The 22,273-nt window shown below is 30.5% G+C and carries 30 protein-coding genes; 5 read left to right on the plus strand and 25 right to left on the minus strand.

What is annotated here, in order from left to right; translation table 11 throughout:
- Nucleotides 1-19 precede the first annotated feature (19 nt).
- The 22 genes from ABGF48_RS03305 to ABGF48_RS03410 all read right to left on the minus strand — a co-directional run bounded on the left by ABGF48_RS03305 (nt 20) and on the right by ABGF48_RS03410 (nt 17,625).
- Nucleotides 20-889: a capsid protein gene (locus ABGF48_RS03305; protein ID WP_408104924.1), complete on the minus strand. Its 870-nt coding sequence runs from the start codon at nt 887-889 to the stop codon at nt 20-22.
- Between the two features lie 6 nt (nt 890-895).
- Entirely contained in the window at nt 896-1,447 is a 552-nt protein-coding gene (locus ABGF48_RS03310) for a DUF4355 domain-containing protein (protein ID WP_408104925.1), read from the minus strand.
- A gap of 456 nt (nt 1,448-1,903) precedes the next feature.
- Complete coding sequence (locus ABGF48_RS03315; protein ID WP_408104926.1) at nt 1,904-2,107, minus strand: hypothetical protein; 204 nt, start codon at nt 2,105-2,107, stop codon at nt 1,904-1,906.
- Nucleotides 2,100-3,596, minus strand: a complete 1,497-nt coding sequence (locus tag ABGF48_RS03320) for a polymorphic toxin type 50 domain-containing protein (protein WP_408104927.1) — start codon at nt 3,594-3,596, stop codon at nt 2,100-2,102. Before ABGF48_RS03320 ends, ABGF48_RS03315 begins: the two co-directional genes overlap by 8 nt.
- The gene (locus ABGF48_RS03325) at nt 3,583-4,965 is read right to left on the minus strand and encodes a phage portal protein (RefSeq protein WP_408104928.1); all 1,383 of its coding nucleotides are present in this window, start codon (nt 4,963-4,965) and stop codon (nt 3,583-3,585) included. Before ABGF48_RS03325 ends, ABGF48_RS03320 begins: the two co-directional genes overlap by 14 nt.
- 9 nt (nt 4,966-4,974) lie before the next feature.
- Nucleotides 4,975-6,246 carry a PBSX family phage terminase large subunit gene (locus ABGF48_RS03330; RefSeq protein ID WP_408104929.1) on the minus strand — a complete coding sequence of 424 codons (1,272 nt, stop codon included), beginning with the start codon at nt 6,244-6,246 and terminating at the stop codon, nt 4,975-4,977.
- Entirely contained in the window at nt 6,243-6,665 is a 423-nt protein-coding gene (locus ABGF48_RS03335; protein ID WP_408104930.1) for a terminase small subunit, read from the minus strand. Before ABGF48_RS03335 ends, ABGF48_RS03330 begins: the two co-directional genes overlap by 4 nt.
- A 129-nt stretch (nt 6,666-6,794) precedes the next feature.
- Nucleotides 6,795-7,241 (minus strand): hypothetical protein, encoded by a 447-nt coding sequence (locus tag ABGF48_RS03340; RefSeq protein ID WP_408104931.1) that lies wholly within the window; start codon nt 7,239-7,241, stop codon nt 6,795-6,797.
- Nucleotides 7,242-7,352: 111 nt separating this feature from the next.
- Nucleotides 7,353-7,742 carry a YopX family protein gene (locus tag ABGF48_RS03345; RefSeq protein WP_408104932.1) on the minus strand — a complete coding sequence of 130 codons (390 nt, stop codon included), beginning with the start codon at nt 7,740-7,742 and terminating at the stop codon, nt 7,353-7,355.
- Nucleotides 7,743-7,775: 33 nt separating this feature from the next.
- Nucleotides 7,776-8,591, minus strand: a complete 816-nt coding sequence (locus tag ABGF48_RS03350) for a DNA-methyltransferase (RefSeq protein ID WP_408104933.1) — start codon at nt 8,589-8,591, stop codon at nt 7,776-7,778.
- Nucleotides 8,592-8,658: 67 nt separating this feature from the next.
- A complete protein-coding gene (locus tag ABGF48_RS03355; RefSeq protein ID WP_408104934.1) occupies nt 8,659-8,886 on the minus strand; it encodes a hypothetical protein in 228 nt (75 codons plus the stop codon).
- Between the two features lie 35 nt (nt 8,887-8,921).
- Entirely contained in the window at nt 8,922-9,332 is a 411-nt protein-coding gene (locus ABGF48_RS03360) for a RusA family crossover junction endodeoxyribonuclease (RefSeq protein WP_408104935.1), read from the minus strand.
- Nucleotides 9,325-9,561 (minus strand): hypothetical protein, encoded by a 237-nt coding sequence (locus ABGF48_RS03365; protein WP_408104936.1) that lies wholly within the window; start codon nt 9,559-9,561, stop codon nt 9,325-9,327. Before ABGF48_RS03365 ends, ABGF48_RS03360 begins: the two co-directional genes overlap by 8 nt.
- A 351-nt stretch (nt 9,562-9,912) precedes the next feature.
- Nucleotides 9,913-12,138 carry an AAA family ATPase gene (locus ABGF48_RS03370; protein WP_408104937.1) on the minus strand — a complete coding sequence of 742 codons (2,226 nt, stop codon included), beginning with the start codon at nt 12,136-12,138 and terminating at the stop codon, nt 9,913-9,915.
- A gap of 12 nt (nt 12,139-12,150) precedes the next feature.
- Nucleotides 12,151-13,740, minus strand: a complete 1,590-nt coding sequence (locus ABGF48_RS03375) for a DEAD/DEAH box helicase (RefSeq protein WP_408104938.1) — start codon at nt 13,738-13,740, stop codon at nt 12,151-12,153.
- The gene (locus tag ABGF48_RS03380) at nt 13,740-14,162 is read right to left on the minus strand and encodes a hypothetical protein (RefSeq protein WP_408104939.1); all 423 of its coding nucleotides are present in this window, start codon (nt 14,160-14,162) and stop codon (nt 13,740-13,742) included. The genes ABGF48_RS03375 and ABGF48_RS03380 overlap by 1 nt, the downstream gene beginning before the upstream one ends.
- 15 nt (nt 14,163-14,177) lie before the next feature.
- Complete coding sequence (locus ABGF48_RS03385; protein ID WP_408104940.1) at nt 14,178-15,338, minus strand: ATP-binding protein; 1,161 nt, start codon at nt 15,336-15,338, stop codon at nt 14,178-14,180.
- Nucleotides 15,338-16,642: an AAA family ATPase gene (locus ABGF48_RS03390; protein ID WP_408104941.1), complete on the minus strand. Its 1,305-nt coding sequence runs from the start codon at nt 16,640-16,642 to the stop codon at nt 15,338-15,340. Before ABGF48_RS03390 ends, ABGF48_RS03385 begins: the two co-directional genes overlap by 1 nt.
- Nucleotides 16,643-16,653: 11 nt before the next feature.
- Nucleotides 16,654-16,842 (minus strand): hypothetical protein, encoded by a 189-nt coding sequence (locus tag ABGF48_RS03395; protein ID WP_408104942.1) that lies wholly within the window; start codon nt 16,840-16,842, stop codon nt 16,654-16,656.
- A gap of 97 nt (nt 16,843-16,939) precedes the next feature.
- Nucleotides 16,940-17,104 (minus strand): hypothetical protein, encoded by a 165-nt coding sequence (locus ABGF48_RS03400; protein WP_408104943.1) that lies wholly within the window; start codon nt 17,102-17,104, stop codon nt 16,940-16,942.
- 168 nt (nt 17,105-17,272) lie between these two features.
- A complete protein-coding gene (locus ABGF48_RS03405) occupies nt 17,273-17,434 on the minus strand; it encodes a hypothetical protein (protein WP_408104944.1) in 162 nt (53 codons plus the stop codon).
- Nucleotides 17,434-17,625 (minus strand): helix-turn-helix domain-containing protein, encoded by a 192-nt coding sequence (locus ABGF48_RS03410; RefSeq protein WP_408104945.1) that lies wholly within the window; start codon nt 17,623-17,625, stop codon nt 17,434-17,436. Before ABGF48_RS03410 ends, ABGF48_RS03405 begins: the two co-directional genes overlap by 1 nt.
- A 97-nt stretch (nt 17,626-17,722) precedes the next feature.
- Here ABGF48_RS03410 and ABGF48_RS03415 point away from each other — a divergent pair, with 97 nt between their 5' ends.
- Nucleotides 17,723-18,025, plus strand: a complete 303-nt coding sequence (locus ABGF48_RS03415) for a hypothetical protein (RefSeq protein ID WP_408104946.1) — start codon at nt 17,723-17,725, stop codon at nt 18,023-18,025.
- A 2-nt stretch (nt 18,026-18,027) separates the two neighbouring features.
- On the opposite strand, the gene ABGF48_RS03420 is transcribed toward ABGF48_RS03415, so the two are convergent.
- The 3 genes from ABGF48_RS03420 to ABGF48_RS03430 form a co-directional block, all read right to left on the minus strand.
- Entirely contained in the window at nt 18,028-18,162 is a 135-nt protein-coding gene (locus tag ABGF48_RS03420) for a hypothetical protein (protein WP_408104947.1), read from the minus strand.
- A gap of 35 nt (nt 18,163-18,197) precedes the next feature.
- Nucleotides 18,198-18,341, minus strand: a complete 144-nt coding sequence (locus tag ABGF48_RS03425) for a hypothetical protein (protein WP_408104948.1) — start codon at nt 18,339-18,341, stop codon at nt 18,198-18,200.
- Between the two features lie 117 nt (nt 18,342-18,458).
- Nucleotides 18,459-18,668: a helix-turn-helix domain-containing protein gene (locus ABGF48_RS03430; RefSeq protein ID WP_408104949.1), complete on the minus strand. Its 210-nt coding sequence runs from the start codon at nt 18,666-18,668 to the stop codon at nt 18,459-18,461.
- Between the two features lie 149 nt (nt 18,669-18,817).
- Between ABGF48_RS03430 and ABGF48_RS03435 the strand changes: the two genes are divergently transcribed.
- From ABGF48_RS03435 to ABGF48_RS03450, 4 genes are all read left to right on the plus strand, one after another.
- Complete coding sequence (locus tag ABGF48_RS03435; protein WP_408104950.1) at nt 18,818-19,231, plus strand: helix-turn-helix domain-containing protein; 414 nt, start codon at nt 18,818-18,820, stop codon at nt 19,229-19,231.
- Nucleotides 19,228-19,659 carry an ImmA/IrrE family metallo-endopeptidase gene (locus ABGF48_RS03440; RefSeq protein ID WP_408104951.1) on the plus strand — a complete coding sequence of 144 codons (432 nt, stop codon included), beginning with the start codon at nt 19,228-19,230 and terminating at the stop codon, nt 19,657-19,659. The genes ABGF48_RS03435 and ABGF48_RS03440 overlap by 4 nt, the downstream gene beginning before the upstream one ends.
- A 2-nt stretch (nt 19,660-19,661) precedes the next feature.
- Nucleotides 19,662-20,969 (plus strand): DUF4041 domain-containing protein, encoded by a 1,308-nt coding sequence (locus ABGF48_RS03445; protein ID WP_408104952.1) that lies wholly within the window; start codon nt 19,662-19,664, stop codon nt 20,967-20,969.
- A gap of 175 nt (nt 20,970-21,144) precedes the next feature.
- Complete coding sequence (locus ABGF48_RS03450; protein ID WP_408104953.1) at nt 21,145-22,239, plus strand: tyrosine-type recombinase/integrase; 1,095 nt, start codon at nt 21,145-21,147, stop codon at nt 22,237-22,239.
- Nucleotides 22,240-22,273: the final 34 nt, after the last annotated feature.

Here is a 22,273-nt window from a genome sequence, read left to right on the forward strand (position 1 = left end):
ACTAAATAATATTAGTCCCTTAAACTGTAGCCGTTAGTTTAGCTTTGTAAACTGCTTTTTTATTCTTTTCAGGTATATATTTACCGAATTTAGCTACAGATTGAATTGATACACCGTTAAAGTCTTCAGAGTCAATTATTCTGTATGTGTCTAATCCCACACCTGCTTGACCTGCATTGTCTACAGCAAAAAAGATGTTTTCTGAATTTTGGAAATATTCATCAGGTGTTTCAACAAGTACAAATCCTTTGAATTTCTTAACTTCGCCATTGTCAATATCTGCAGATGATTTTTTAGCTGATGTAGTTAAGCCTGATTCTAAAATTACGTTATACACCTCAGGAGTTACATATGCTCTCCATGTTAATCTCTTTGTTACTTTGTTATTCACAAAATGTTTTTTAGCTTCTGCAAAAGCCTTTTTTACTCCTGCCTCATCTAGTTTTCCTGATATTACAGTTGCGTTAGCATTGTCAGATAATGCTTTTGCTAATAAACTGTTTAATTTTTCAGTCCAAGCTTCAGCATGAATTCCTGTTCTTTCTTCAATAACTTGTTCAGCATTGTCATTAACTGTTACAGAGTCAACCCCTTCATGAATTGTTAATGGTGCTTCATATGCCACAGTTTCATCAATCGCTTTAATTTCTTTTCTATTTCCAAACCTTGTTGTCTTTCCTGTGCCAGTTCCAAATCCCACATTGTCATCTGTGGAGTATTCTTGTATTACTGCTTCGGAGTCAGTTACTTTAAGTGTTAAAAAGTTTTTGTCTGCCACTCCGTCTTTAACTTGTAATTTTCCACCAAATGTTTCTAAAAATAATGCGTTTTTTTCGTAAACATTTTCTAATAAACCTGCGTACTCTTTTGTAAATACTTTAATTGCCATAATTTTTTATCTTCCTTTCTGATATTTTTCATTTAGTTTAGCGAAGCCTTTTAAAACTCCACCATTATTTGTTGCATTCTTTGGAATGCTTGTTCCTTTCAGCCTTTCTTGAACTTTATTCTCAACAGCTTTTTGAATTGCTTTTTCAACTGCTTCTATACTGTTATTTACAGTTTCAGCCTTTTCATAATTTAATATTTCGTGAAGGTCTAAAGGTAGTCCTTTATCACTTAAAATATCCTTAGCTGTTGCTTTAAGCTCTTTTACTTCGACTGCTCTTTCTCTTTCAGCAAGTGCTTTTTCTACTTGCTTTCTTTCATACTCTGCCTTTTGGTCTGCATTCATCTTCGCCAACTTCTCGGCTTCTTCTTGCTTTTCTTGTGCTTCCTTTCTTGCTTTTGCTAAAGCTCTATCCACGTTAGACTTGATTATTTTATCCAATTCATCTTGTGTATATGCTTTAGCTTCCTTTGTAGTTTCCTTTTGTTCAACTTCTTGATTGTCGACATTATCCTCAATTTGAACTTCTTGATTTACTACTTGTGTGTTTTCTTCCATTTTTTTCTCCTTTTCTTGTTTAAAGTCGTGTCCGACTATATATTTGTCTTGTAGCTTTTAATGTCTTCAACATGTTTTGGACAATAAAAAAGCAAGGTAGCACGTCTGCCATCTTGCTTAATTTACTTATTCTTGAATCTAAAGAAAGATTCAAAGAAAAAAGTATAGGATTTATTCTTGGTGTTATGTCTTCTATTGCTGTATTTATAATAACAATATATTTAATACCACTGTGGTTAAAATAAAGCCTAGTATAAAATATATGTAGAAATTGTCATTAGATTTATTTTTCATTTATGCCCCCTTTTTATTTTTGTAAACTATATAAATTAAATATGCACAAATAAATAATATATATGCTATATTCATTACTGTTTTTAACTTAAAATACAGTTCCATATCCCCCTCATTTTATTGTATTAAAAAAGCACCTCTAACATTTTAGTTAGTGTGCTTTTAGTTTAATATTTCTATTTTTTCTATTTCATCAATAGTTACCATTGACTTGCCTATTTCTAGCATAGCTGGTTCATCTTCCCCTTCGTCTTGATGATAACAATTTATAAATATATCATTTTTTACCTCTCCATTTTTTAAATATAAATTTATTCTTTTTCCATGTGATTGATACATAAGTTCTCTTATTTTTTCTTTATTCATAATTCTCCTCTTTTCTTCTTGGCACAATATGAGACCCTTTCTTTTTACTATATGAAATTGAAAATCTTTTCGTTAATTGTTTTTCTCCTGTTGTTTTATCAACAACATATCCTATATATTCATTTGCGGTTATAAATTCTTTGTTAGTCCACTTTCCATAAACATTTACTCTTCTAAATTCGCCAGTTAAAGCATATTTATTAATAAGTTCTTGTGGGTCAATTTCTTCTAACAAATAACTTTTCCCTTCATAATTATTATGACCTAAAATATGTTTACCTTGTCTGCCTTCATGAATATTTAAGTTGTATGTTTCCCCTATTCTTTCCCTTAACTTCTCGTCTCTATAATCAACCTTCAACTTCTCATATTCTTCACTCTTATTATACTTTATTTTTTCAAATTCTTCAAATGAAATCTTGAATTTATCATCGCCGATTTTCTCTTTATACCTAGTATATTGTTCTATATCTGTACTTTTCTTAATCTTTGAGTCAAACTTGCCTTTCATCACATCATCGTTGTACTTTTTGGCTTGTTTTTCATTTTCAATATAACTATCATCTATCAATTCTTGTAGTTCTTCATCAGTTTCATAATCCCAACCTTCAAGTACATCAGATAAAAAAGACCTGCAGTATGGATGAAGAGGCGGAGCATTTACTCCTATCTTGATTTTATCAATAGGTATAATAATTTGATTATGCAACCTGCATAACCTTGATGTTCTACTGTCCAGATGTGCCTCAAACCTCTTGGCTTTTATGCCTCTTCTTTTACTGTCGTTTAAATCTGCTGTATTTACCATGTAGCTTGTTTCAGTTCTTATAAGCCTGTTTGCTACGTGTCTACTGTAGTCAGTATATTCAACAAGTATATCAGCCATTTGCTTTTCTGTTTTACCTGATATAAAGGCTTGCATTAATTCAGATTTAAGGCTTTTCGCCATTACTTTTTGATTGTTCCATATCCTAGACGAATAATTACCACCATTCCATTTGCTATTTAATACATTTTCTAACTCACTAATTGACACCCTGTTATTTGTGAAAAGTTGATAAGAATCTATATAAACACTTGATAAATGTTCTTTAGCATTTGTAAGTTGTGTATCGGTTAATCTTGCCCTTTCTCTGTTGATAGCTTGTATCATTGCTTCTTTTCTTTTTACCCTGTACTTTATAGACTCCATTTTTAATTGCTTTTCTATCTGCTTTTTAACATCAGGGTCTTTAACACTTTTATACAACTTTAACAGTCTGTCATATTCATCATTAGAAATAGTCTCACTTAATCGCTCTCTAACCTCTTGAGGTGTAAGCCCCTCAACCTTTCCAATAATTCTGTTGATTTCAATTTTTAAGTTGTCTATCGATTTATCAAACTCATTATTTAATATATGCATGTACTTATCAGCTTTTTTGTGTTGCTTATGCATGTTTTGAGCTTGTCTCTTTTGAAAATATTCAGGGCTTTTAATCTTCTTCATTTTCTATCCCTGTATCTTTGGAGTCATATCCACCGAATAGATTTTGATTTAATTCAATATTGTTTTCCCTTTGACCTCTAATTTTGTCTAGTTCATCTTGAACATCATTAACGAATGGTAATTGTAATAACAAGGTTTCATCCGATACAGTACCTTTTAAGTTATTTATTAATTGACTTATTTCAATTTCATTGGCTGGTAAACTTCTAGTAAATACAGGCTTTACTGCTCTAGGGTCAATATACAAGCCTTTTATATTAAGTATTGTTGAGTATAATTCTATTCTCTTTCTAATTCCCATCTTGAAATAATTTTCTTTGCCTTGTGCCAGTTGCTCTAATCCTAACAATTTATACTTCATAGCAACTCCTGATGAGTTGCCAGCAAAATGTTCATCCGTTAGATTAGGTACTTTGCTTATTTTGTGAATGTCATTTATTATTGATTTACGCAACATATCAACATCAGTCTCATTAAAAGATTTAACAATGAATTCTGCTCCAGTTCCTGTTGGCATTTCAAGCATTCCTAATTCCTTGATAGCTTTTGCAGTTTCGGACTTCTCTGTGTTATTATCCCCTGCCACTGTTCCATAAAGAACCAGTATAGCGTCTACAAATTGTTGTTTATCATTAATTCTGTCTGATTGCAACACATTATAAGCGTCAATTAAGGAGATTACATTCTCAAAATCACCTTTTTGATTCGGTTTGTTCCAATATTCGATTAAAGGAACTTTACCGAATAAAAGTTCTTTTGGCTCTTCTTTTTGACTTATCTTTCCATTTCTAAGCTCTAAAATGTATTCTAAATCTTTTGTATAAGCATGAACCTTACTGCCTACGATTTTACCCTTTTCTTTTAGGTCATAATAATATACTCCTAAAAGAGAGTTATATTCTATCGTGTCATCTACCACCAAAAAAGCTTTTTTCGGATTAACTGCAACGGACTTTGTGTTCCCTTCTTTATCTTGGTAAATGTATTCTAAAGCCAAACCATATATTGATAAATCTCTAGCCAAATCACTATCTACCATGTCTATATCTGTGAAGTCAAAAGCTTCTAATAATGATTCTTCTGTTTTGTCATTTGCCCCTTGTCCGTCAAACTGATAAGATATAGGATTGCCTATAAAGTAACTTGTTGCAAAATCTGTAATATATTCTGCATGATTTATCAAGACTTTGTTATTAGCAACATTCTTCCCCCTGTCTCTTTCAAGTATTTTATGATTTCCATTGTAATAATCTTCAAGATTTTTAAGTCTGTCAAGTCCTTGTTCGTGTTCCTTTATTAACTTTTCTACTTCTTCAAATATCAAGCCTTCTCCGTTGAAAAGACTGTCTACACTTCTTATTAATGCCATCTTAACCTCTTATATTCCTAATATACTTCTGCTTACTGCTCTTATGACCCTCTTGTTCATATCTCTTTCAAATGCATACCTAGTTGCGTCAATTGTATGATTGCCAGTGTCTTCAAGTCTCGGTTTGGTATTCCCGTCTTTATCCACCTGATAATCAATACTTTCAAACTCTCTCGCAATATTCGGTGTTCTTGATGGGTCGATTATGATTTTATCCAAATCATCAAGCCACCTTTCGCCATGCTCTACAGAGTCAGGACCTTTTTTTGCTGGACTAACTCTAAGTCCTAAACTTCTTAATTCATCAATTGACTTAGGTTCTGCACTGTCGCACATTGTTTCCGTTGACGAATAGCCTTTATCGTTTATCCTTTGAGCAAGCTCTCTATTGCTTATCTTAACCCCATATATCTCATCTATTGCGTATATTCTTCTTTTTTTCTTGTCATAATGCCATCTCACGAATGCATTAGGGTCATTAGCATAACCGAAGTCATTACCTTGTCTTATGTTATCGAGTATTGCCATTTCTTCGTCTGTTATTTTTCTAAATTCTAAATTCTCAAACGGTGCTACCCCACTTCCTATCGCTTCACCTAAATATTCCCATTTATACCTCCTTTCGTTTACCTCTTTAGTTGTCAATGCCTCATCAATAAACTGTTTAGCGATAAATGGGTTGTCTTTGTATGTTGAATGGTGGACGAATGTATTATCGGGTATTTTATGTGAGTTATACTTTTTATTCACCCAATTATGCTTTCTCCTTGGTGGATTGTACGAATAAAAAAACTTATAAAAAAGACCATCCGATAACTGCCCTCTTAAAAGGGAGTTAGTGATAGTCTTGACTTCGTCCTCTGTGTTAAATTCTGCTAATTCCTCAATCCAAGCGATAGCAAATGGAAACTTGCTATCTTTTAATGACTTAATTCTTTCAGGCTTTTGTGCCCCTCTAAACGCAATATAATTGCCTCTTGGGAGATATGTTATTTTTAACGGAGATTTATTAATCTTGAATAAATGACTGACTTTTTGTTCATTAATCGCCCATCTTAACTGTTCAAATACTGATAACTCAAGTGTATTATCAACCTTTCTAATTGCTACAGCATTCACTGGATGTCGCATGATTAATTGAATAATAATATGGGCTATATCACTACTCTTACCACTGCCACGCCCACCTTTGCATACCACGTGTAGGACATCAGGGTCAAGGGCTTTTTTCCACACTTGATGAAACTTTTCAGGTATTAACTCTGATAATTTCACAATCATTCAATATCGTCCACGAATTGAACAGACCCTTTATGTTCAACTTCTTGCCTTTCTAAAAATTGCCCTTTGATTTTGTAAAAGTGTTCAGTCGCTTTGTTCATATCATTGTAGCTTGGATATTCAATGTCCTGATATTCTTCCCCGTTCACGTCTTTTTTGATAATTGTCCTCGGCTCTCCTCTAGCAATTTTAGTTGTTATTTGCATAGCTTCCTCAATCGTTAAAATTTTAGCGTCGTTTATTTCTTTTAGCCTTTTTTCGATTTCTTCACGCAAATAAGGTTTTTTCAGGTTTTCCTCGCCTATTACTCCAGCCGTTTTTTTGCTATACCCAGCTTTTCTTGCAGCGTCTGAAGCATTGCCACTGATGATATACTCATCAATGAACTTTTGTTGTTTAAGTGTTATTTTTTTTGCCATACCATCAGCTCCTTTCATAAAAAATAGACACAAAAAAGACAACCTCACCCAGATATAATATCTGTTTGTTGTAGTAAAGTTGCCTGAAAAATTATTATAGTTAATTGCCTATATTTTTCTACACTATCATTATAGCATATTGTTTTGTCCCATTTGTCCCAAAATTCTACTTAACTCTACTAACCCCTTTTTATGAATTCTTTGAACACTGCTTTTGTTTGAAGCTATTATTGTTGCGATTTCTCTATATGTTAGAAAATCAAGATATATATAGCTTAATACTAATATCGTTTCATTATTATCTAACATATTTATAACTTCATCAATTTCCATTTTGATATTGTACCTTTCAACAATTCTATTGTTTAATTTTTTTCTTTGTTCATCCACTTTAAATATTTTTTTTTCAAAATTAGCACTTAAATTTTTTGATGTTTGCACTTTTTCAGAAATGGGGATACAAGGAACTACAGTTGCCAATTCTTCCAATTCTTCTAATCTTTTTTTATCAAGCTTAATTAATTCTTCAATTTTTTTTACTCTATTTAACCATTTTTTTACATCATCTACATTCAACCTTTAATCCCCCTCACAATTAATATTTTAGCTCCCAATCAATTTATTTAGTTTAGACGACTAATTATATGCCTGAAATATAAAAACCTCTTAAATCGCAAATAAATGCGTTTATTTTACCTCCAACAAATCTTTATTTTCATAAATGTTACCTATAACCTCTAAATCTATTGAAATATCCTTTAGGCTTTCTTTATCAAATCTTTTAACAAAATATTCTAAATAAAATTCTAATCCATCAAATTTTACTATTGCCCATTCAAAATCAAATTCTGAACTAGGCTCAATTTCTGGAATTGTTTCAACAATATCTCCCTCGTATACTTCTCTACCATTTATGTCTTTAAAAGTTGTATTTTGCATTAACTCAAATACTTTTGTTCTGATATTAGTTCCTGTATAATTTTCTAAGCATGCATATATTCCTCTTCCTGAATAAGTTAGTCCAGTGACTTTTCTCATCCCATAATTTTTACTATATGCTCTAAATTTTGGTATCATCTTTTAAACCTCCTAAAATTTGTCCTATTTTCTTCATTTTACCAACTCCTTAATATCAATTTGCAATTTCTCATCATCTTTTAACATTTTTTCTTTTGCTAAATTATAGAACTTCTTTTCCACTTCAAACCCATAACAATTTCTATTTAACTCTTTACAAGCTCTCAACGTTGTAGCACTGCCAGCTACGGGGTCAATGACAGTATCTCCCTCATCTGTGAATATTTCTATTAATCTTTTTAATAGCTTTATCGGCTTTTGTGTAGGGTGAATTTTCGGAACATCTTTACCGTCTCTTTCCCAGTTAAACCAGTTAAATACCATCTTTCCAGTTCCTTTTTCAATTTTTCCATCTTCATTTACAACCCCACCATTTCTGAATTTCGGTAATTTATCTCTATACAAAACCACAGCATGCTCAGTAGCTCCAACGATTTTCATATTTGCTTTTAAAACTTGTGAACTATAATTTTTTATAAAAAATAAAGGGTAACTATTCTTAAATCCGTATTTTTTGCCATACTCTATAATCATTGGCATTTGTTCAAAACTGCAAAATACTATCATAGCTGGAGCTTGATTTGTTTGTTTAGGCTCTTTTTTAAGTAATTTACTGCAAAAGTGCATGTATTCTGCAAGATTGAAATTTAAATCACTCTTAAAAAATGCCTTACCTGCTTTTTTGCTCTCTCCTTGTTTGTTATCTCCGTTCACATACCACTCTGTAGAGCTAGCATAAGCATTAACTCCTAAATTATAAGGGATATCAGCTATAACCAGTTGTGCCTTACCAATGCCATATCTTTTAAAGTTTTGAAAATTGTCATTATATAATTCTATTTTTGTCATATTTTTTTAGAGATAGATTATATATACTTACGGTCGCGACACCTATCTATCTCCTTTCATTTTTTTATTATTTTAATTCCTCAATTCTCACATAAGGGTCAGCGTACATAAAGCATTCTTTAACTCCGTCAATGTCAAATATCATGTAATATTTTTTATGTTCTATTAGCTTTGCAAAAAATTGCAATGTTTGGTTAGATTCTCTACTACTAACCTTGAATTCATTTGTTAATCTTGATATTTTGTATTTTTTGTTTAATTCTAATTTTTTGCGTTGATATATTAAGCTGTTCATATTCCATTATCTCCACTTCAACTCTATCGTATTTTTTATATTTCATCTATCACCTCTAAATTTACATATATACCAACCACATCATTATAAAATTTTTCGGTAATCTCACTAGCGACTTGAGCATCATCTTCCCAAAAGTTTAATTTTGTCATTTGGTCTTTGAATGCTTTAATCAAATTATCTGTATCAGGCTTTGTATATTTGTACTTTCCGACTTTCTTTTTATCAGAAGTTCCAAAACACCATTTTGTAATTAATCTTAAAGCTCCCTTTAATGGCTTTTCAGGCTTATGCTTAAGCAAATTATTCGTAAATAAAACTTTTGCATTTTTAAGTTCTGGCGGATCATAAAATATCGGGGTGTTAGTCTTATGATTCCATGTAACTTTTTTTTGTTGATTTGTAACTGTTGGAATTTTTTCAAGGGGGATAAAAAACTCAATCATTTTGCTCCCCATCAAAAAAATCTGAAAATTTTTCGATAACCCATTCCACCCCCTCGTTAAAACCATTTAATTTTAAAATTTTACAGCCTGCTATACTCGTTGTTTTAAAATCTGATTTTTCATCAGACATTTGTTCAAAATACATTTCCATGCTTTTTTTATTTTCTAAAATTTTTTTTGCAACAGCTTCATAAAATAAATCTTTATTGTTAAAATTTTCACTTATCATTTTTTTATTTCCTTTCTTTTTTCGCCTTCAGGTGTTTGGATGTTGCATGAATAAAAGGGGCGGAGCTTAAGCCCCTTTTTTCATTCACAACAACACCTGTGCATCCAACTTCACCTGTGAAGCAAAATATATATATATATATATGTTTTTTTCTTCCTAGGAAAATAACATGTTTTTTTCACACTTCACAGGTAAATTTTCTGTGAAGAAAAAAACGTAAATTTATGTTTTTTTCACACTTAATTTTGTTATTTTCGTAAAAATGCAAGTGTGAAGTGAACATGTTTTTTTCACACTTCACACTTTAGGTTAAATTTTTAATTATAGATTTTATATACAATTAAATTAATATTATTCACTTTTTAAAGTTACTATTGTTTCTTTTTGTCCATCAACTTTTTCAGTTTTAAATCCTCCATGCTCTTTTAACCGAGTCCAAACTGAACGTGAAGTAATGCCTATATAACTTGCTAAATCTTTAATGGTTACCCCTTGTCCGTCCATGTTTGAAGCTTCATAAGCTTGTTCAAGTTCTTTTTTTCTCTCTTCCCTTTTTTCCTCTGGGTCTTTTCTTGAATCCATAGCTTTTTGCCATGCAGGTTTTTCACCCTCTGGAATTGCTTTATCTAAACTACCATCATCTATTGAGTGAATAGGATAATTAAACCATGCATTTATTGGGTCAAAACTTTGAAATTCTCTAAGTGTTCCCTCTATTCTCCATGCTGTTTTTGAATTTACAGCCTTTTCTATTTGCTTGATTTCATCTTGCATTTTTTCAAGTTCAATTTTAGAAAAAATCTTATTTACATGATTTGTCATCTTAAAGCTATAATCACAATCACTAGGATTTACATTAGTTTCAAAATATTCCATGTCTTTTTCTTTAATTTTTTGAGTGAAAAATCTACCTAATATTTTTGATTCTTCTATTTGTTTCATTTTTTGGTCATAATCTAGCTGGATAATATCAAGCAACGCATCAGGATCTCTTGCGAAAACTCCAGAGCCAGAAGCTCTATCCATCGATTTTTTACTACCTTGACTACCTTTTGAGTGGTGATGAGCATAAATAACAGCACAGCCCAATTCATGAGCTATTTTATCAAATTGATTAGTAAAGTGAGCCATTTGGTCGGCAGAGTTTTCATCCCCTGTAATTACTTTATAAATAGGGTCGATAACTACAGCTATATAATTTCTTTTTTGAGCTCTTCTAATTAATTTGGGAGCCAACTTATCCATTGGTACAGCTTTACCTCTTAAATTCCAAATTTCAATATTTTTTAAGTTTTCAGGCTTATAGTTTAGTGAATTATAAACATCCTTAAATCTATGCAGGGCTGATGGCTTATCAAGCTCTAAATTTACATATAGCACTTTTCCTTTAGCACAATCAAAATTAAGCCATTTTTTCCCCTCAGCTAAAGCTATTACTAACTGAATCATTAAAAACGATTTACCCGCTTTAGATGGACCAGCTAAAAGCATTTTATGACCTTGTCTTAACACACCATTAATTAAGGGTGGAGCAAGTTCAGGTAAATTATCAAAAACATCATTTAGACTTTCTGGGTCAGGTAAATCATCATTAACCCCTTCAATCCATTCTTCCCATTCTTCCCAGGAACTTTTTCCAATATTTTTATCTATAATAAATTGTTTTTTTCCATTTCTTGTAACTCCTGGAAGTCTTGAAAGCCTTGATGGATTTCTGTTTTGTTTATCAATACTAAACCCATTTTTTTCACATACTTTATAAAGATAATCTACTCTTTTTCTGTACTCTTCATAAGAACTAGCTTCAATTTTCACGATAGCGTGGATAGACTTCCCTCCACTATAAACCAACACAGCTATAGGTAGTTCAAGTTCTCTTAAAATCGCATTTTGCTTTTCTAAATCCATAGTGTCTGATTCAACTAAAGCATATCTATAATCGGTTACATTTTCGTTTTTTATACCTTTACCATCTAAAGGATTAAATCTTATCCATGCCCCTGCCTTTTCGTTGTGAGTGCCTATTGCATCATCTAGCCTGCCTTTAGCAAGTATTTGAAGTAATTCCCCAGCTGTACGCTTAAAAATCCCTTTTGTGGGTTTTTCAACTCCGTCATACTCATAAACTTCTGTTACATACCCTACATATTCAGTAGAATCAAACAAAGTCTCTAAATAGGTTTTAAGTTCATTACAAGGGTCAAAATTTATAGGTTCAGGGATTTCCTTTCCTTCGAGATAATTATGATCTATTACAATTAGTTCATCTTGGATTTTACTGTTCCAATCAAGTGAGTAATCTTCTTTTTTATTAAATTGCAAAACACCTAATCTTTTTGCAAATTCAACAATAGTCGCACCAGTTATAGGCTTAGGCGAACCCTCGAATGATTCCCATTTTCTGTAGGTTTCTCCCTCTTTATATCTTTGAGAATCTTTTTGACTCCATTTATCCCAATCATAGGCTGTATACCCTTCATGTTTAAGAGCCATCCCTACATTTAACCATTCTGTGTAGTCAAGATAAGCGGGGTCTATTTTATTTAATATTTCTAAAAAATTTGTTTTATTATCCATTTCGCCCCCTCTCTACATTGGTTTATAATCGCTTGGGGTAACATCTCTAGGAATCATCCAATGATTAGCACTAATTCTAGCTATCATTTTTTGAGCATTTTCAAAACTCCAAGTCCCTACATGGTTAAAACCTTTTCGCTCTAAAAATCTTATTTGCTTAGGTGTAGCAAGCCCTTGCTCTTTTCTTTTAATCAACTTATTAAGTATAAGAGTAGCCTTACCAGTATTATCAATTGTAGCTGAATCTATTCCAAATTTTTCTAAAGCGCTTAATTGTTTTTTAGAAGCTGGAGCCATTTCCCAACCAAAATTAGGAACGTAACTGCTTAAATCTTCATCTTGTATAGATAATTCAAATTGAATAGGGTCTACAAATTGTCTTTTACGTTTTTTCAGTTCTTTTAATTTTTCAGCGAGAGAATTTTCTCTATCTTGTAAAACTTCTTCTGTAGCTAATTTCTCTAAATCTTCAATATCTATTATTTCATTAGGATTTTGCTCTATTTTTACATCCATCTTTTTTTGGACTTCTTCATTAGTAGTAATCAAATGACTTGGTCTACATAATGAATGTTTTTCCGTATGCCATAAAAAATCAAGGATCAATAAATACTCTTTTCCTGGGAAAAGTCTAGTTCCTCTACCCACCATTTGAGTGTATAAGCTTCTTACTTTAGTAGGTCTTAAAACCACAACACAATCCACAGATGGACAATCCCACCCCTCAGTAAGAAGCATAGAATTGCATAAAACGTTGTATTTTCCGTCTTCAAAATCTTTTAATATTTCTTCTCTATTTTCAGAATCTCCATTAACTTCAACAGCGTTAAAACCAACATTATTTAAGAAATTTACCATCTTTTTTGACGTCTCAATTAAAGGAAGAAAAACAACTATTTTTTTATCTTTCGCAACACTCCACATTTCCTTTGAAATTTGTTCTAAAAAAGGATCTAGAGTAGAGCCTATATCTGATAATTTATAATCTCCCGATTGTTGAGAGACATTGGATAAATCTATGTTAATTGGTATAGTTAAAGCTTTTAATTTTGTTAAATATCCCTCTTTAATAGCTTTAGGAAGAGTGTATTCATAAGCCAAACTTTCGAAAAACTCTCCTAAATTTTTCATATCCCCTCTATCAGGAGTAGCTGTAACACCTAATATTTTCGATTCATTAAAATAGTTAAGCACTTTTTGATAACTATCACTTAAAACATGATGAGCTTCATCAACTATAATTGTTCCAAAATGATTTTTGCTAAATTTTTTTAATCTTTTATCCCTCATCAAAGTTTGAATTGATCCAACTGTGACACGAAAAAAATTATCAAGTGAAGTTTCATTAGCTTTTTCGGTAGATGTTTTTAAACCCGTAACTTTTTCTAATTTATCGCTTGCTTGCTCTAAAAGCTCTCCTCTATGTGCCAAAATTAAAACCTTATCGCCCTTTTTAACTCTTTCTTCTACAATTTTCGAAAAAACTACAGTCTTCCCGCACCCTGTAGGAAGTACAAGAAGAGTTTTATCTCTTCCTGAATCCCATTCATTTAATACAGCTTTTTTAGCTTCTTCTTGATACGGTCTTAATTGCATTTTCATTAAAACGCTCCGTTTTCCCACTTCTTATTAGGTTTAAGGAATTTTTTTACTTCATTATAAACATTACCGTTTGTTCCTGCTCTATGCCCTAATGTTACTCTACCAGTTTTTCCGACTATAGCATCCCAATTCATTTTTAATTCTTTTCCTTCTTCTTTCATTCCTATTGATGTAAAGAATTCTGATAGCTTCCATTCTACTTTTCTGTTTAATAATAAGTACGTTCTTAATGTTGTTACACCCTCTATGCTTAAGTAGACTATTGCTTGATTACAAGGTTGCATTTTATCACTTCCTTGGAAAAAGCCTTTTTCAAATTTTGTTATAACAAAATCATAATCTCCCTCATCAAGTAACACAAAATCACTATCTTTTTTAATCTCATCATCCCAACCAATTGCTATATCTAAATTTTCTGACATTTTTTATTCTCCTTTTTATATATTATTTTCTTCTATATATTTTTTTATTTGTGCAAAAGCTGCAATTAAAACCTGTTCAACAAAATCATTAGGTAAATCATTAATATCTATATTTTCTGGGAAATACCCTTTTTTAGATATTGCCCTTTTGATTTGAAATACAGTTATATTATTAGCTTTTAATAATTGTTTTAGTTTTTCATTTTTTAAATTTTCTAATTCGTTTAAGCTTTCTTTTTCCTTTACCTCTTCAAATGGTATCCTCTCTCTTTCATCATCATTTAACATTTTAAACTCTTCTTCTGAAATTTCTTTCGCTCCTACCCCTGGTGGAAATTGTTTTTCTGTGTCTTCAATAATTTTATTTATTTCATCATCTTTTTTTACCTTAAAAGTTTCGTTATCTTCATTTCTGTAAAATACTTCTTCTTTTTTATCGTCGAAAATATGCGAGATAAAATCATAATTTAATTCATATTCATCTTTTAAGTCATTTCTATTTTTGGCATCATATGAAGCATGATGTGTAGTATACATCATTCTTTTTTGTCCTTGACCTTTTCTTTTTGTAGACATTCCATCTTTGATGGTGATTACATCTGTTTTGAAATTTAAGAATAAAAGCAAGTCCGCCCATTCTTTAGTTAAAGAAGATGTTTTCTTTTCAAGTTTTAACTCGTATCTGTCGTATGAGTTCATTTCATCTGGTAAATCTACTTTTCTTTGTGTTGCGTGCGCTAAAATTACAACATTTAATCCGGCATTTACAAGGTCACTTGCCCTGTTTAAGAAATCTTTGCCCCATATATCAGCTAAATGCTTATATCCTGCACCATATCCATAATCTTCAATATTTTTTACAAAACCATTTTTTCCATTTGGAATTGTAGACACTACATGAGGTTTACAAAGATATTCTTCTAAAAAGTCCGCAGTATCAATTACAACTGTTTTACACGGCTTTTCTTTTTTTAACCATTCTAATTGTTGTAAAAATATACTCCAGGAGCTAGGAGCTTCAATTCTTCTAACATTCATATTATTTGTTGAGCCTTCTAAATCTATGAATAAAGCATCTGGAAATTTACTAGCTAAAGATGATTTTCCGATTCCTTCAACTCCATATATTACAACTTTTTGAGCTTTTGCAATTTTACCGCTATTTATTTCAAACATTAAAACTCTCCTTCTTTCCATGCTTTTACGTCTTGTTTATCATTATTTACGATTTTTCCGTCTTCTATAATAATTTGACACTCATCCCCTTTAGAAACTCTTGTAGCAATTACTTGTAAATCTTGGTCTTCCAGCCATTCCCCAAACTCTTTCAATGTAGTTAAATCTAATTGTTCAAGCTTATCCATTAGTACAAAACCACAATCAGGATTTAAGGCTTTAACAATTGATGTAGCAACTATTAATTGTTCGCTAGCACTCATGCCATCCCATTTTTGATTTAAGTAAGTCAATTCTCCATCTTCTATAGACAATCCAGTTAGTGGTAATTTGGCTGTAGTTAGAAGTTTTATTTTTTCTTCTCTTACATTTTTTATTTGTTCAGTCAAATCATCATATTCAGCTTTATACTCTTGATACTCATCTAAAGCACGTTTTTTATTTGCGTTTTCTTCAATCTTTTTATTGATGGATTCTATGTTGTTAATTGAAGCGATTATTTCTTCGTCTGATTCATCAATTAACTGTTCAGTTGTTTTTCTTGCATTCTGTATTTGGTCAGCTCTATCTTCTAATCTATTTAATACTTCCGCTTTTTTATTTTGTAATTCTTTTATCTTTTCTTCTAAATTACTGTAAATTGATTGGTCGGCTTCTTGCTCTCTAACTAAATCTTTTAACTTATTTCTTAATCTTTGATTTTCTCCATTTTTCACAAGTATTTCTTGTTGTTCTTTAATTAAATCAGCAACGGAAATTTTTTCAGCTGGAACATCTTCGTGTTCAATAAGTTCACTTGCATATTTTTCTTTTTTATCTTTTATTCTTCCTATTTCATATCTATCGCTATATAACTTACCTTCTTTTAATTCCAGTTCGTTTAATTCTGATTCTAAACCGATGATTTTTAATAATGTTTTTCCTTTTTCGGTATTTGTTTGATTCATGAATTTTGGTAAATCTAGAGCAAATGTTGAGATAAAACTATCTAATAAATTTTGTCCTGATTTTTCTCCATTAGGGTCTGTTACCTTTAAATCTGAATTTTTGCCTTTCCTTTCAACAATCAATCCATTGGATAATTCAACTTTAAGATATGGGTCAGTCACTAAATCATCATTTTTTGGATTGCTAGGTTTATATTTATTACCGCCTACAGCCCATGAAATTGCATCTAGAACACTTGTTTTACCTTGTCTATTATCCCCGCCAATTATTGTTAATCCATTTTTTGTAGGTTCAAATTGAACCGCTTTTATTTTTTTTACACTTTCTAATTCTAAACTATTAATTTTTACAGCCATTTTTACCCCTTTTATTGTATTACAACCCTTTTTATTGCCCATTCCATGATGATTTCAGAAATATCTCCAATATTCATATTTGCTTCATTGGATAATCTAACCACTTCATCATAAGTTTCTTGTGATACTCTAACTTGTCTACCGTCTCTTACTTTATTATTTTTTAATTTTTTAATTATTAATTTATTTTCTTTTTCCATTTCATCTCCTAATTATATTTTTCATTTTTTCTACCTTTGTGTTATAATTAGGCTACGAGCTGCAATTCGTAACCTATGGACTGTTTATTCAGTCCTTTTATTTTGTATAAAAATTGTCCACATATCTACATCTATCACGCTCCCTTCTTCTTTTTTCAAGTCTTCTAAACTTCCTATTTTCAAAGTAATCAATTAAGATAATTCCATTAATCATAAGAAGTAGCATAAAAGCTGTAGATACAATAATTTTTAATAAAATCATCTATCCTCCTTGATTAACTTGTAAATTCGAATGCTTGTGTTCACCACTTGACACGCTCCCACAATTAGTAAGAATAGTGTTATCTTGTCTACTATGCTCATTTACTCCCCCTTTGAATTATTACTAAAAATAGGATTACTATTAATCCTATGATTACATCTTGAATTATCATAATGTAAGTCCATACCCGATATACATCGCAACACCAATCCCAATCATTGTAAGTGGTGCAAGCATTACAATTGCTAGACCTTCAAGTCCTGCTTTTAATTCTCTTTTTTCTTTTCTTCGTCTAATGTGACATAAGACTTTTTTGTTTGTTATTTCCATTATTCCTCCTCGTAAATTTCCCACCAGTTCAAGTTAAATGCTTTCGATAACTTTACAGCCATATCAGGCGGGATAGTATTTAACTGCCTTTCATAATTTGATATTGTTAATATTTTAACTCCTGTTTTTTCAAAAAGTTCTCTTTGTGTAATCCCATGTTGGATCCTTAATTTTTTTATTTTATTTTTCATCAGGTCATCTCCTTGCTTTATAGTTTTAAATACTATATAATGTATTTAAAGATAAGATTTCACATGTTTTATACTATATTTAGAAAGGAGGTATATCTTGAATATTAAATTCGATAATTCAGGTTTTAAGAAAGCTTTGAAAAAACTTGAACAAAAAGCAAACTCTATATCCGGATCGTATGATCTTGATGAACTTTTAGATTCTTCATTTATGACTAAATATACTAATTTAGAATCAATAGATGAATTTTTCCAACTAATTAACGTAACATCTATCGAAGAATATAAAGCGTTATCTGAAGGTCAATTAGATAATGCAGTACGTGAAATAAGTTCATTCAGTTCTTATCAAGAAATGCTTAACACAGCAGCTCAAGAATTAATTATCAAAAATTGGTAATGTTATTCGACCTTTTGATTGATTTCTTCCAATAATTCAGTTAATTGGTCGATTTTCTTTTTAAATTCTTCAACTGTATATCCGTTGATTAATACATCTGCTTTTACTTCAACATCTATCTTTATTTCCTTTTCCATTCTCTCTTCCTTTCCAACGCAATTTTTTACGTTTGTTATTTTGTTTGATTCATTGCTACTCTTCTTATAGTTTCTTCAAATTCCGAAATGCTATAAAATACAGTTTTTGGTCCTATTTGATAACGTTCAAGTTTATTTTCTTCTAAAAACTCTAAAGTGTTAGGACTGATTTTATACATTTTAAGCAATACGTTTTGTTTAACCATGTCTTGCTTGAGTGTTATATCTTGCATATTTGTTCCTTTCTGTTGTCAACCTCTTTATTTAATTGTTACAATTTTGTTCCTTTCGTGCAACTAATAGGTTAAAAAAAATTCATCACTACTTATATTATAAGTTCTGCAAATAACTCTAATCTCATCTGCGTTAAAATCTGCGTTATTTCTATTTATCTTCTTACTAAAAGTAGTTTGTGAAATACCAAGAATTTTAGCGACTTTTGAATGTTTTATACCCTGTTCCGCCAAAAAACCTTTTAACTTATAATACGACATTTTTCCATTCATTCGTTTTCTCCTTTCTTGTTCCTTTGTTACAACTATCTTAACATGTTTTTTGTTCCTTGTCAACAACTTTTTTTTATTTTTGATAAAAAGTTGCAATTATGATACAAAAGTATTATAATATCGATATAATAATAATCAAGGAGAAAAATATGGGATTAGGAGACAAATTAAAAAGATTGAGATTAGACCATGGATTAACAATGGAAGAAATGGCGAATAGACTTAATCAATACGATTTAAACGTTGGTAAGTCAATGATATCAAGGTGGGAATCAGAAAAAACAGTGCCGTTAAATACTTATTTGACAGGGTATGCTAAATATTTCAAGGTTACAATGGATTATCTTTTAGATTTAAATATTGAAAATCCTGAAAACCCTGAATTTCCAACGCAGTTCACAACTCCCGAAGAAGCTATGAATTTTTTATTAAATCAACAAGTAGTTATGGGGTTTAATGGACTTGATATTACTAAATTACCAAAAAATGATCAAGTTGAATATGCTAATGAAGTATTAAATATGATGAAGTTAGTTTCTTTAAAATATAAGGATAAAAAATGAAATGGATAGATGAAACATTAAATGGACTTATTGAAATTGTAGGGAGCAACAACGTTTATGATATTCTAAGTTATTTAAAAATATACACATTCCCAGTAGATAAAGAAAACATTTTGTTGTACGGAAATCAAGCAGTTTATAACAGAATCGGAGACTTTGAATGTATATATTACAGCAATGAAATTATCAATAAAGAATACATGTTTGCACATGAAATAGGTCACGCTATATTACATACCGAAGAGCAACAGATGTTCTACAACCCATTGTTGAATAAAGGGAGACTCGAAAAAGAAGCTGATTATTTCGCTTGCAGATTGCTTTTTTCAGATTTAACTATAGAAGATGGAATTGAAACAACAGAACAGTTAGCCAACGCTTTAGGGATCAAGGAAGATAACGTAGAGTATTTAATTAATAAGGAGTAAAAATGGGAATTTTAGACTTTTTAAATGCTAAAAAATATAAAGATAAAATTTTTGAATTGGAGAATAATTTAAATTTATTGACAGTAGAATTAGAAGATGTGAATAAAAAAACAGCTCTGGAATTAAAAGCTGATATCATAAATAAAGAAAAGATTGTATCAGAATTGAAATCTAAAGTAACAGAATGCGATAGATTAATACTTGAAAAAACACATAAATTAAATGTACTAAAAAAAGAACTAATTGTGATTGAAGAAGATATCGAAATGGAATCTTTTAGCCTATATCGCCCAAGATACGATTTTGTAAATTCAATCAAATATAAAGAAAAATTAGACATTGTTAGAGCTAATCAAAAGACAATGATAAAAGATAAAACTGCAGTTTCCTATTTTGACAATTGGACTGTTGACGGTTCTAAACAAAAAGGTAGAAAAATGACTAACGATAACATAAAACAGATTTTAAGGTCATTTAATAATGAATGTGAAGCAGCTATAAATAAGGTTAAATTTAATAATATCTCAACAATTGAAAATAGGATTTATAAATCGTATGAACAGTTAAATAAATTGAACGAAACAAATAAAGTATCTATTTCTTACTCTTATCTTGAAGAAAAAATAAAAGAATTACATTTGGCTTATGAATACGAGAAGAAGAAGCAAGAAGAAAAAGAAGAATTAAGAGAACAACGTGAACGTGAACGTGAAGAAAAGAAATTACAAGAAGAAATTAATAGAAAGAAAAAAAATATAGACAAAGATATTACTCATTTTAAGAATGTTTTAGATGAACTCTATAAAAAACTAAAAAATTTAAAAAATGTTGAAGAACGTAAAGCGATTGAAGATGAAATTTTAGATATAAACAATAAAATTCAAGAAAAGGAAGAGGAAAAACAAGAACTTGATTATAGAAGTGCAAACGCTACAGCGGGGTACGTATATATAATCAGTAATATAGGAGCTTTTGGAGAAAATATTTTTAAAATAGGAGTGACTAGACGTTTAGATCCTTACGAAAGAATTGCAGAGTTAAGTAGTGCGTCAGTACCATTCAAGTTTGATATACACGCGTTAATATTTAGTTATGAAGCATATCAATTGGAAACTGCTCTACATACAAAATTTGAAAAAAATAGAGTTAATGCTATTAACAATCGTAAAGAATTTTATAACATTACCTTAGAAGATATTAAAAAAACTCTTGAAGAGTATAAGAATCTTACATTTGATTTTAACGAAATAGCAGAAGCAGAAGAATATCGCCAAACACTAAAGTTAAAAGAAAAACAGTTAATACAATAGTGGTCGGATTTTTTTCAGACTTTTTCCGACTTTTTCCAACCACATTATCAAAAAAAAAACACCCTTACCACTCTCACCTGGTAAGGGATTGAACAAGAGTATATTGCTATACATCTCTTAACAACTATATTATAGCATATACTCCACTTGTAATACAAGAAAGGAGTATTTTTTTATGAACATAAAAAAGTATAAAGACAAAAACGGCAATACAAGATATAAATTCAATATTTATCTTGGCATTGACCATTTAACTGGAAAAGAAAAAAGAACTAATCGAAGTGGGTTTAAAACGGAAAAACAAGCAAAACTTGAATATAGTAGGCTCATGACTGGACTATCAGACACGAAAAATAACAGACATAAATTCATAGACGTATACCAAGAGTGGTTTGAGGTTTACAAATTAACAGTTAAAGAATCAACGTTATATGATGTAGAAGGTAAAATAAAAAAGCATATATTACCTGCTTTTAAAGACGTTTATCTTGATACTATATCGTTAAAAGTAACACAAAAGTGGTTAAATGAATTGAGCGATGAATTACATTCGTTTAGTCAATATTTCGGATATTTTAATGCTATATTGCAATTTGCAGTAAGTAGAGAATATATTTCTGAAAATCCTTGCTTAAAAGTATTTAAGCCTAAAAAAGAAAAGTCGAAAAAAACTAAAATATGGACTATTGATGAGTTAAAAATTTTTCTTGAAAATATGAAAGAATATGATTATAAATGGTACGCATATTTTAGACTTTTAGCCTTTAGTGGGATGAGAAAAAGTGAAGGATTGGCACTTAGTTGGAGTGATATTGATTTTAAGAACAATGAAATCACAATATCAAAATCATTAAAAACATATGATAGAAAATTAATCTGTGGAGATACAAAAACTGGAAACATAAGGACGATCCCAATGGATAATGAAACAATAGAAATTCTAAAAAAATGGAGAAAATTACAATTCCAATTTTTCGGTAGATTAGATATTATTTTTAATAACGGACAAGGTGGATATACTCAAACAACAACACCTGCATACTCTTTTAAAACGGTAAGTAAAAAGTCCAATCTCCCAATAGTTAAAATACATTCATTAAGACATCTTCACGCTTCTATGTTGATTCACTCAAACAAATCTGAAAACTCTATTCCTGCAATGGCACATAGACTGGGTCATAATATAGATACTATGCTTAAAATATACACTCACTTAATTGAAAAAGATAAAAAAACTATCCTTGATAACTTAATAGAAAGTATCTCGTAACTTGATCGTAACATTGACTTTTTGAACATGACTA

Source organism: Helcococcus bovis (genome assembly GCF_046035835.1).
Classification (GTDB): domain Bacteria; phylum Bacillota; class Clostridia; order Tissierellales; family Peptoniphilaceae; genus Helcococcus; species Helcococcus bovis.

Coding starts and splice junctions, on each gene's coding strand:
- ABGF48_RS03450 (WP_408104953.1), top strand. CDS start 21,145: ATGAACATAAAAAAGTATAAAGACAAAAACGGCAATACAAGATATAAA.
- ABGF48_RS03360 (WP_408104935.1), bottom strand. CDS start 9,332: ATGATTGAGTTTTTTATCCCCCTTGAAAAAATTCCAACAGTTACAAAT.
- ABGF48_RS03420 (WP_408104947.1), bottom strand. CDS start 18,162: ATGGAAAAGGAAATAAAGATAGATGTTGAAGTAAAAGCAGATGTATTA.
- ABGF48_RS03380 (WP_408104939.1), bottom strand. CDS start 14,162: ATGTCAGAAAATTTAGATATAGCAATTGGTTGGGATGATGAGATTAAA.
- ABGF48_RS03305 (WP_408104924.1), bottom strand. CDS start 889: ATGGCAATTAAAGTATTTACAAAAGAGTACGCAGGTTTATTAGAAAAT.
- ABGF48_RS03365 (WP_408104936.1), bottom strand. CDS start 9,561: ATGATAAGTGAAAATTTTAACAATAAAGATTTATTTTATGAAGCTGTT.
- ABGF48_RS03435 (WP_408104950.1), top strand. CDS start 18,818: ATGGGATTAGGAGACAAATTAAAAAGATTGAGATTAGACCATGGATTA.
- ABGF48_RS03445 (WP_408104952.1), top strand. CDS start 19,662: ATGGGAATTTTAGACTTTTTAAATGCTAAAAAATATAAAGATAAAATT.
- ABGF48_RS03375 (WP_408104938.1), bottom strand. CDS start 13,740: ATGAAAATGCAATTAAGACCGTATCAAGAAGAAGCTAAAAAAGCTGTA.
- ABGF48_RS03320 (WP_408104927.1), bottom strand. CDS start 3,596: ATGAAGAAGATTAAAAGCCCTGAATATTTTCAAAAGAGACAAGCTCAA.
- ABGF48_RS03390 (WP_408104941.1), bottom strand. CDS start 16,642: ATGGCTGTAAAAATTAATAGTTTAGAATTAGAAAGTGTAAAAAAAATA.
- ABGF48_RS03335 (WP_408104930.1), bottom strand. CDS start 6,665: ATGGCAAAAAAAATAACACTTAAACAACAAAAGTTCATTGATGAGTAT.
- ABGF48_RS03405 (WP_408104944.1), bottom strand. CDS start 17,434: ATGGAAATAACAAACAAAAAAGTCTTATGTCACATTAGACGAAGAAAA.
- ABGF48_RS03370 (WP_408104937.1), bottom strand. CDS start 12,138: ATGGATAATAAAACAAATTTTTTAGAAATATTAAATAAAATAGACCCC.
- ABGF48_RS03315 (WP_408104926.1), bottom strand. CDS start 2,107: ATGAATAAAGAAAAAATAAGAGAACTTATGTATCAATCACATGGAAAA.
- ABGF48_RS03430 (WP_408104949.1), bottom strand. CDS start 18,668: ATGAATGGAAAAATGTCGTATTATAAGTTAAAAGGTTTTTTGGCGGAA.
- ABGF48_RS03385 (WP_408104940.1), bottom strand. CDS start 15,338: ATGTTTGAAATAAATAGCGGTAAAATTGCAAAAGCTCAAAAAGTTGTA.
- ABGF48_RS03355 (WP_408104934.1), bottom strand. CDS start 8,886: ATGAACAGCTTAATATATCAACGCAAAAAATTAGAATTAAACAAAAAA.
- ABGF48_RS03425 (WP_408104948.1), bottom strand. CDS start 18,341: ATGTATAAAATCAGTCCTAACACTTTAGAGTTTTTAGAAGAAAATAAA.
- ABGF48_RS03325 (WP_408104928.1), bottom strand. CDS start 4,965: ATGGCATTAATAAGAAGTGTAGACAGTCTTTTCAACGGAGAAGGCTTG.
- ABGF48_RS03330 (WP_408104929.1), bottom strand. CDS start 6,246: ATGATTGTGAAATTATCAGAGTTAATACCTGAAAAGTTTCATCAAGTG.
- ABGF48_RS03350 (WP_408104933.1), bottom strand. CDS start 8,591: ATGACAAAAATAGAATTATATAATGACAATTTTCAAAACTTTAAAAGA.
- ABGF48_RS03410 (WP_408104945.1), bottom strand. CDS start 17,625: ATGAAAAATAAAATAAAAAAATTAAGGATCCAACATGGGATTACACAA.
- ABGF48_RS03400 (WP_408104943.1), bottom strand. CDS start 17,104: ATGATTTTATTAAAAATTATTGTATCTACAGCTTTTATGCTACTTCTT.
- ABGF48_RS03345 (WP_408104932.1), bottom strand. CDS start 7,742: ATGATACCAAAATTTAGAGCATATAGTAAAAATTATGGGATGAGAAAA.
- ABGF48_RS03440 (WP_408104951.1), top strand. CDS start 19,228: ATGAAATGGATAGATGAAACATTAAATGGACTTATTGAAATTGTAGGG.
- ABGF48_RS03310 (WP_408104925.1), bottom strand. CDS start 1,447: ATGGAAGAAAACACACAAGTAGTAAATCAAGAAGTTCAAATTGAGGAT.
- ABGF48_RS03395 (WP_408104942.1), bottom strand. CDS start 16,842: ATGGAAAAAGAAAATAAATTAATAATTAAAAAATTAAAAAATAATAAA.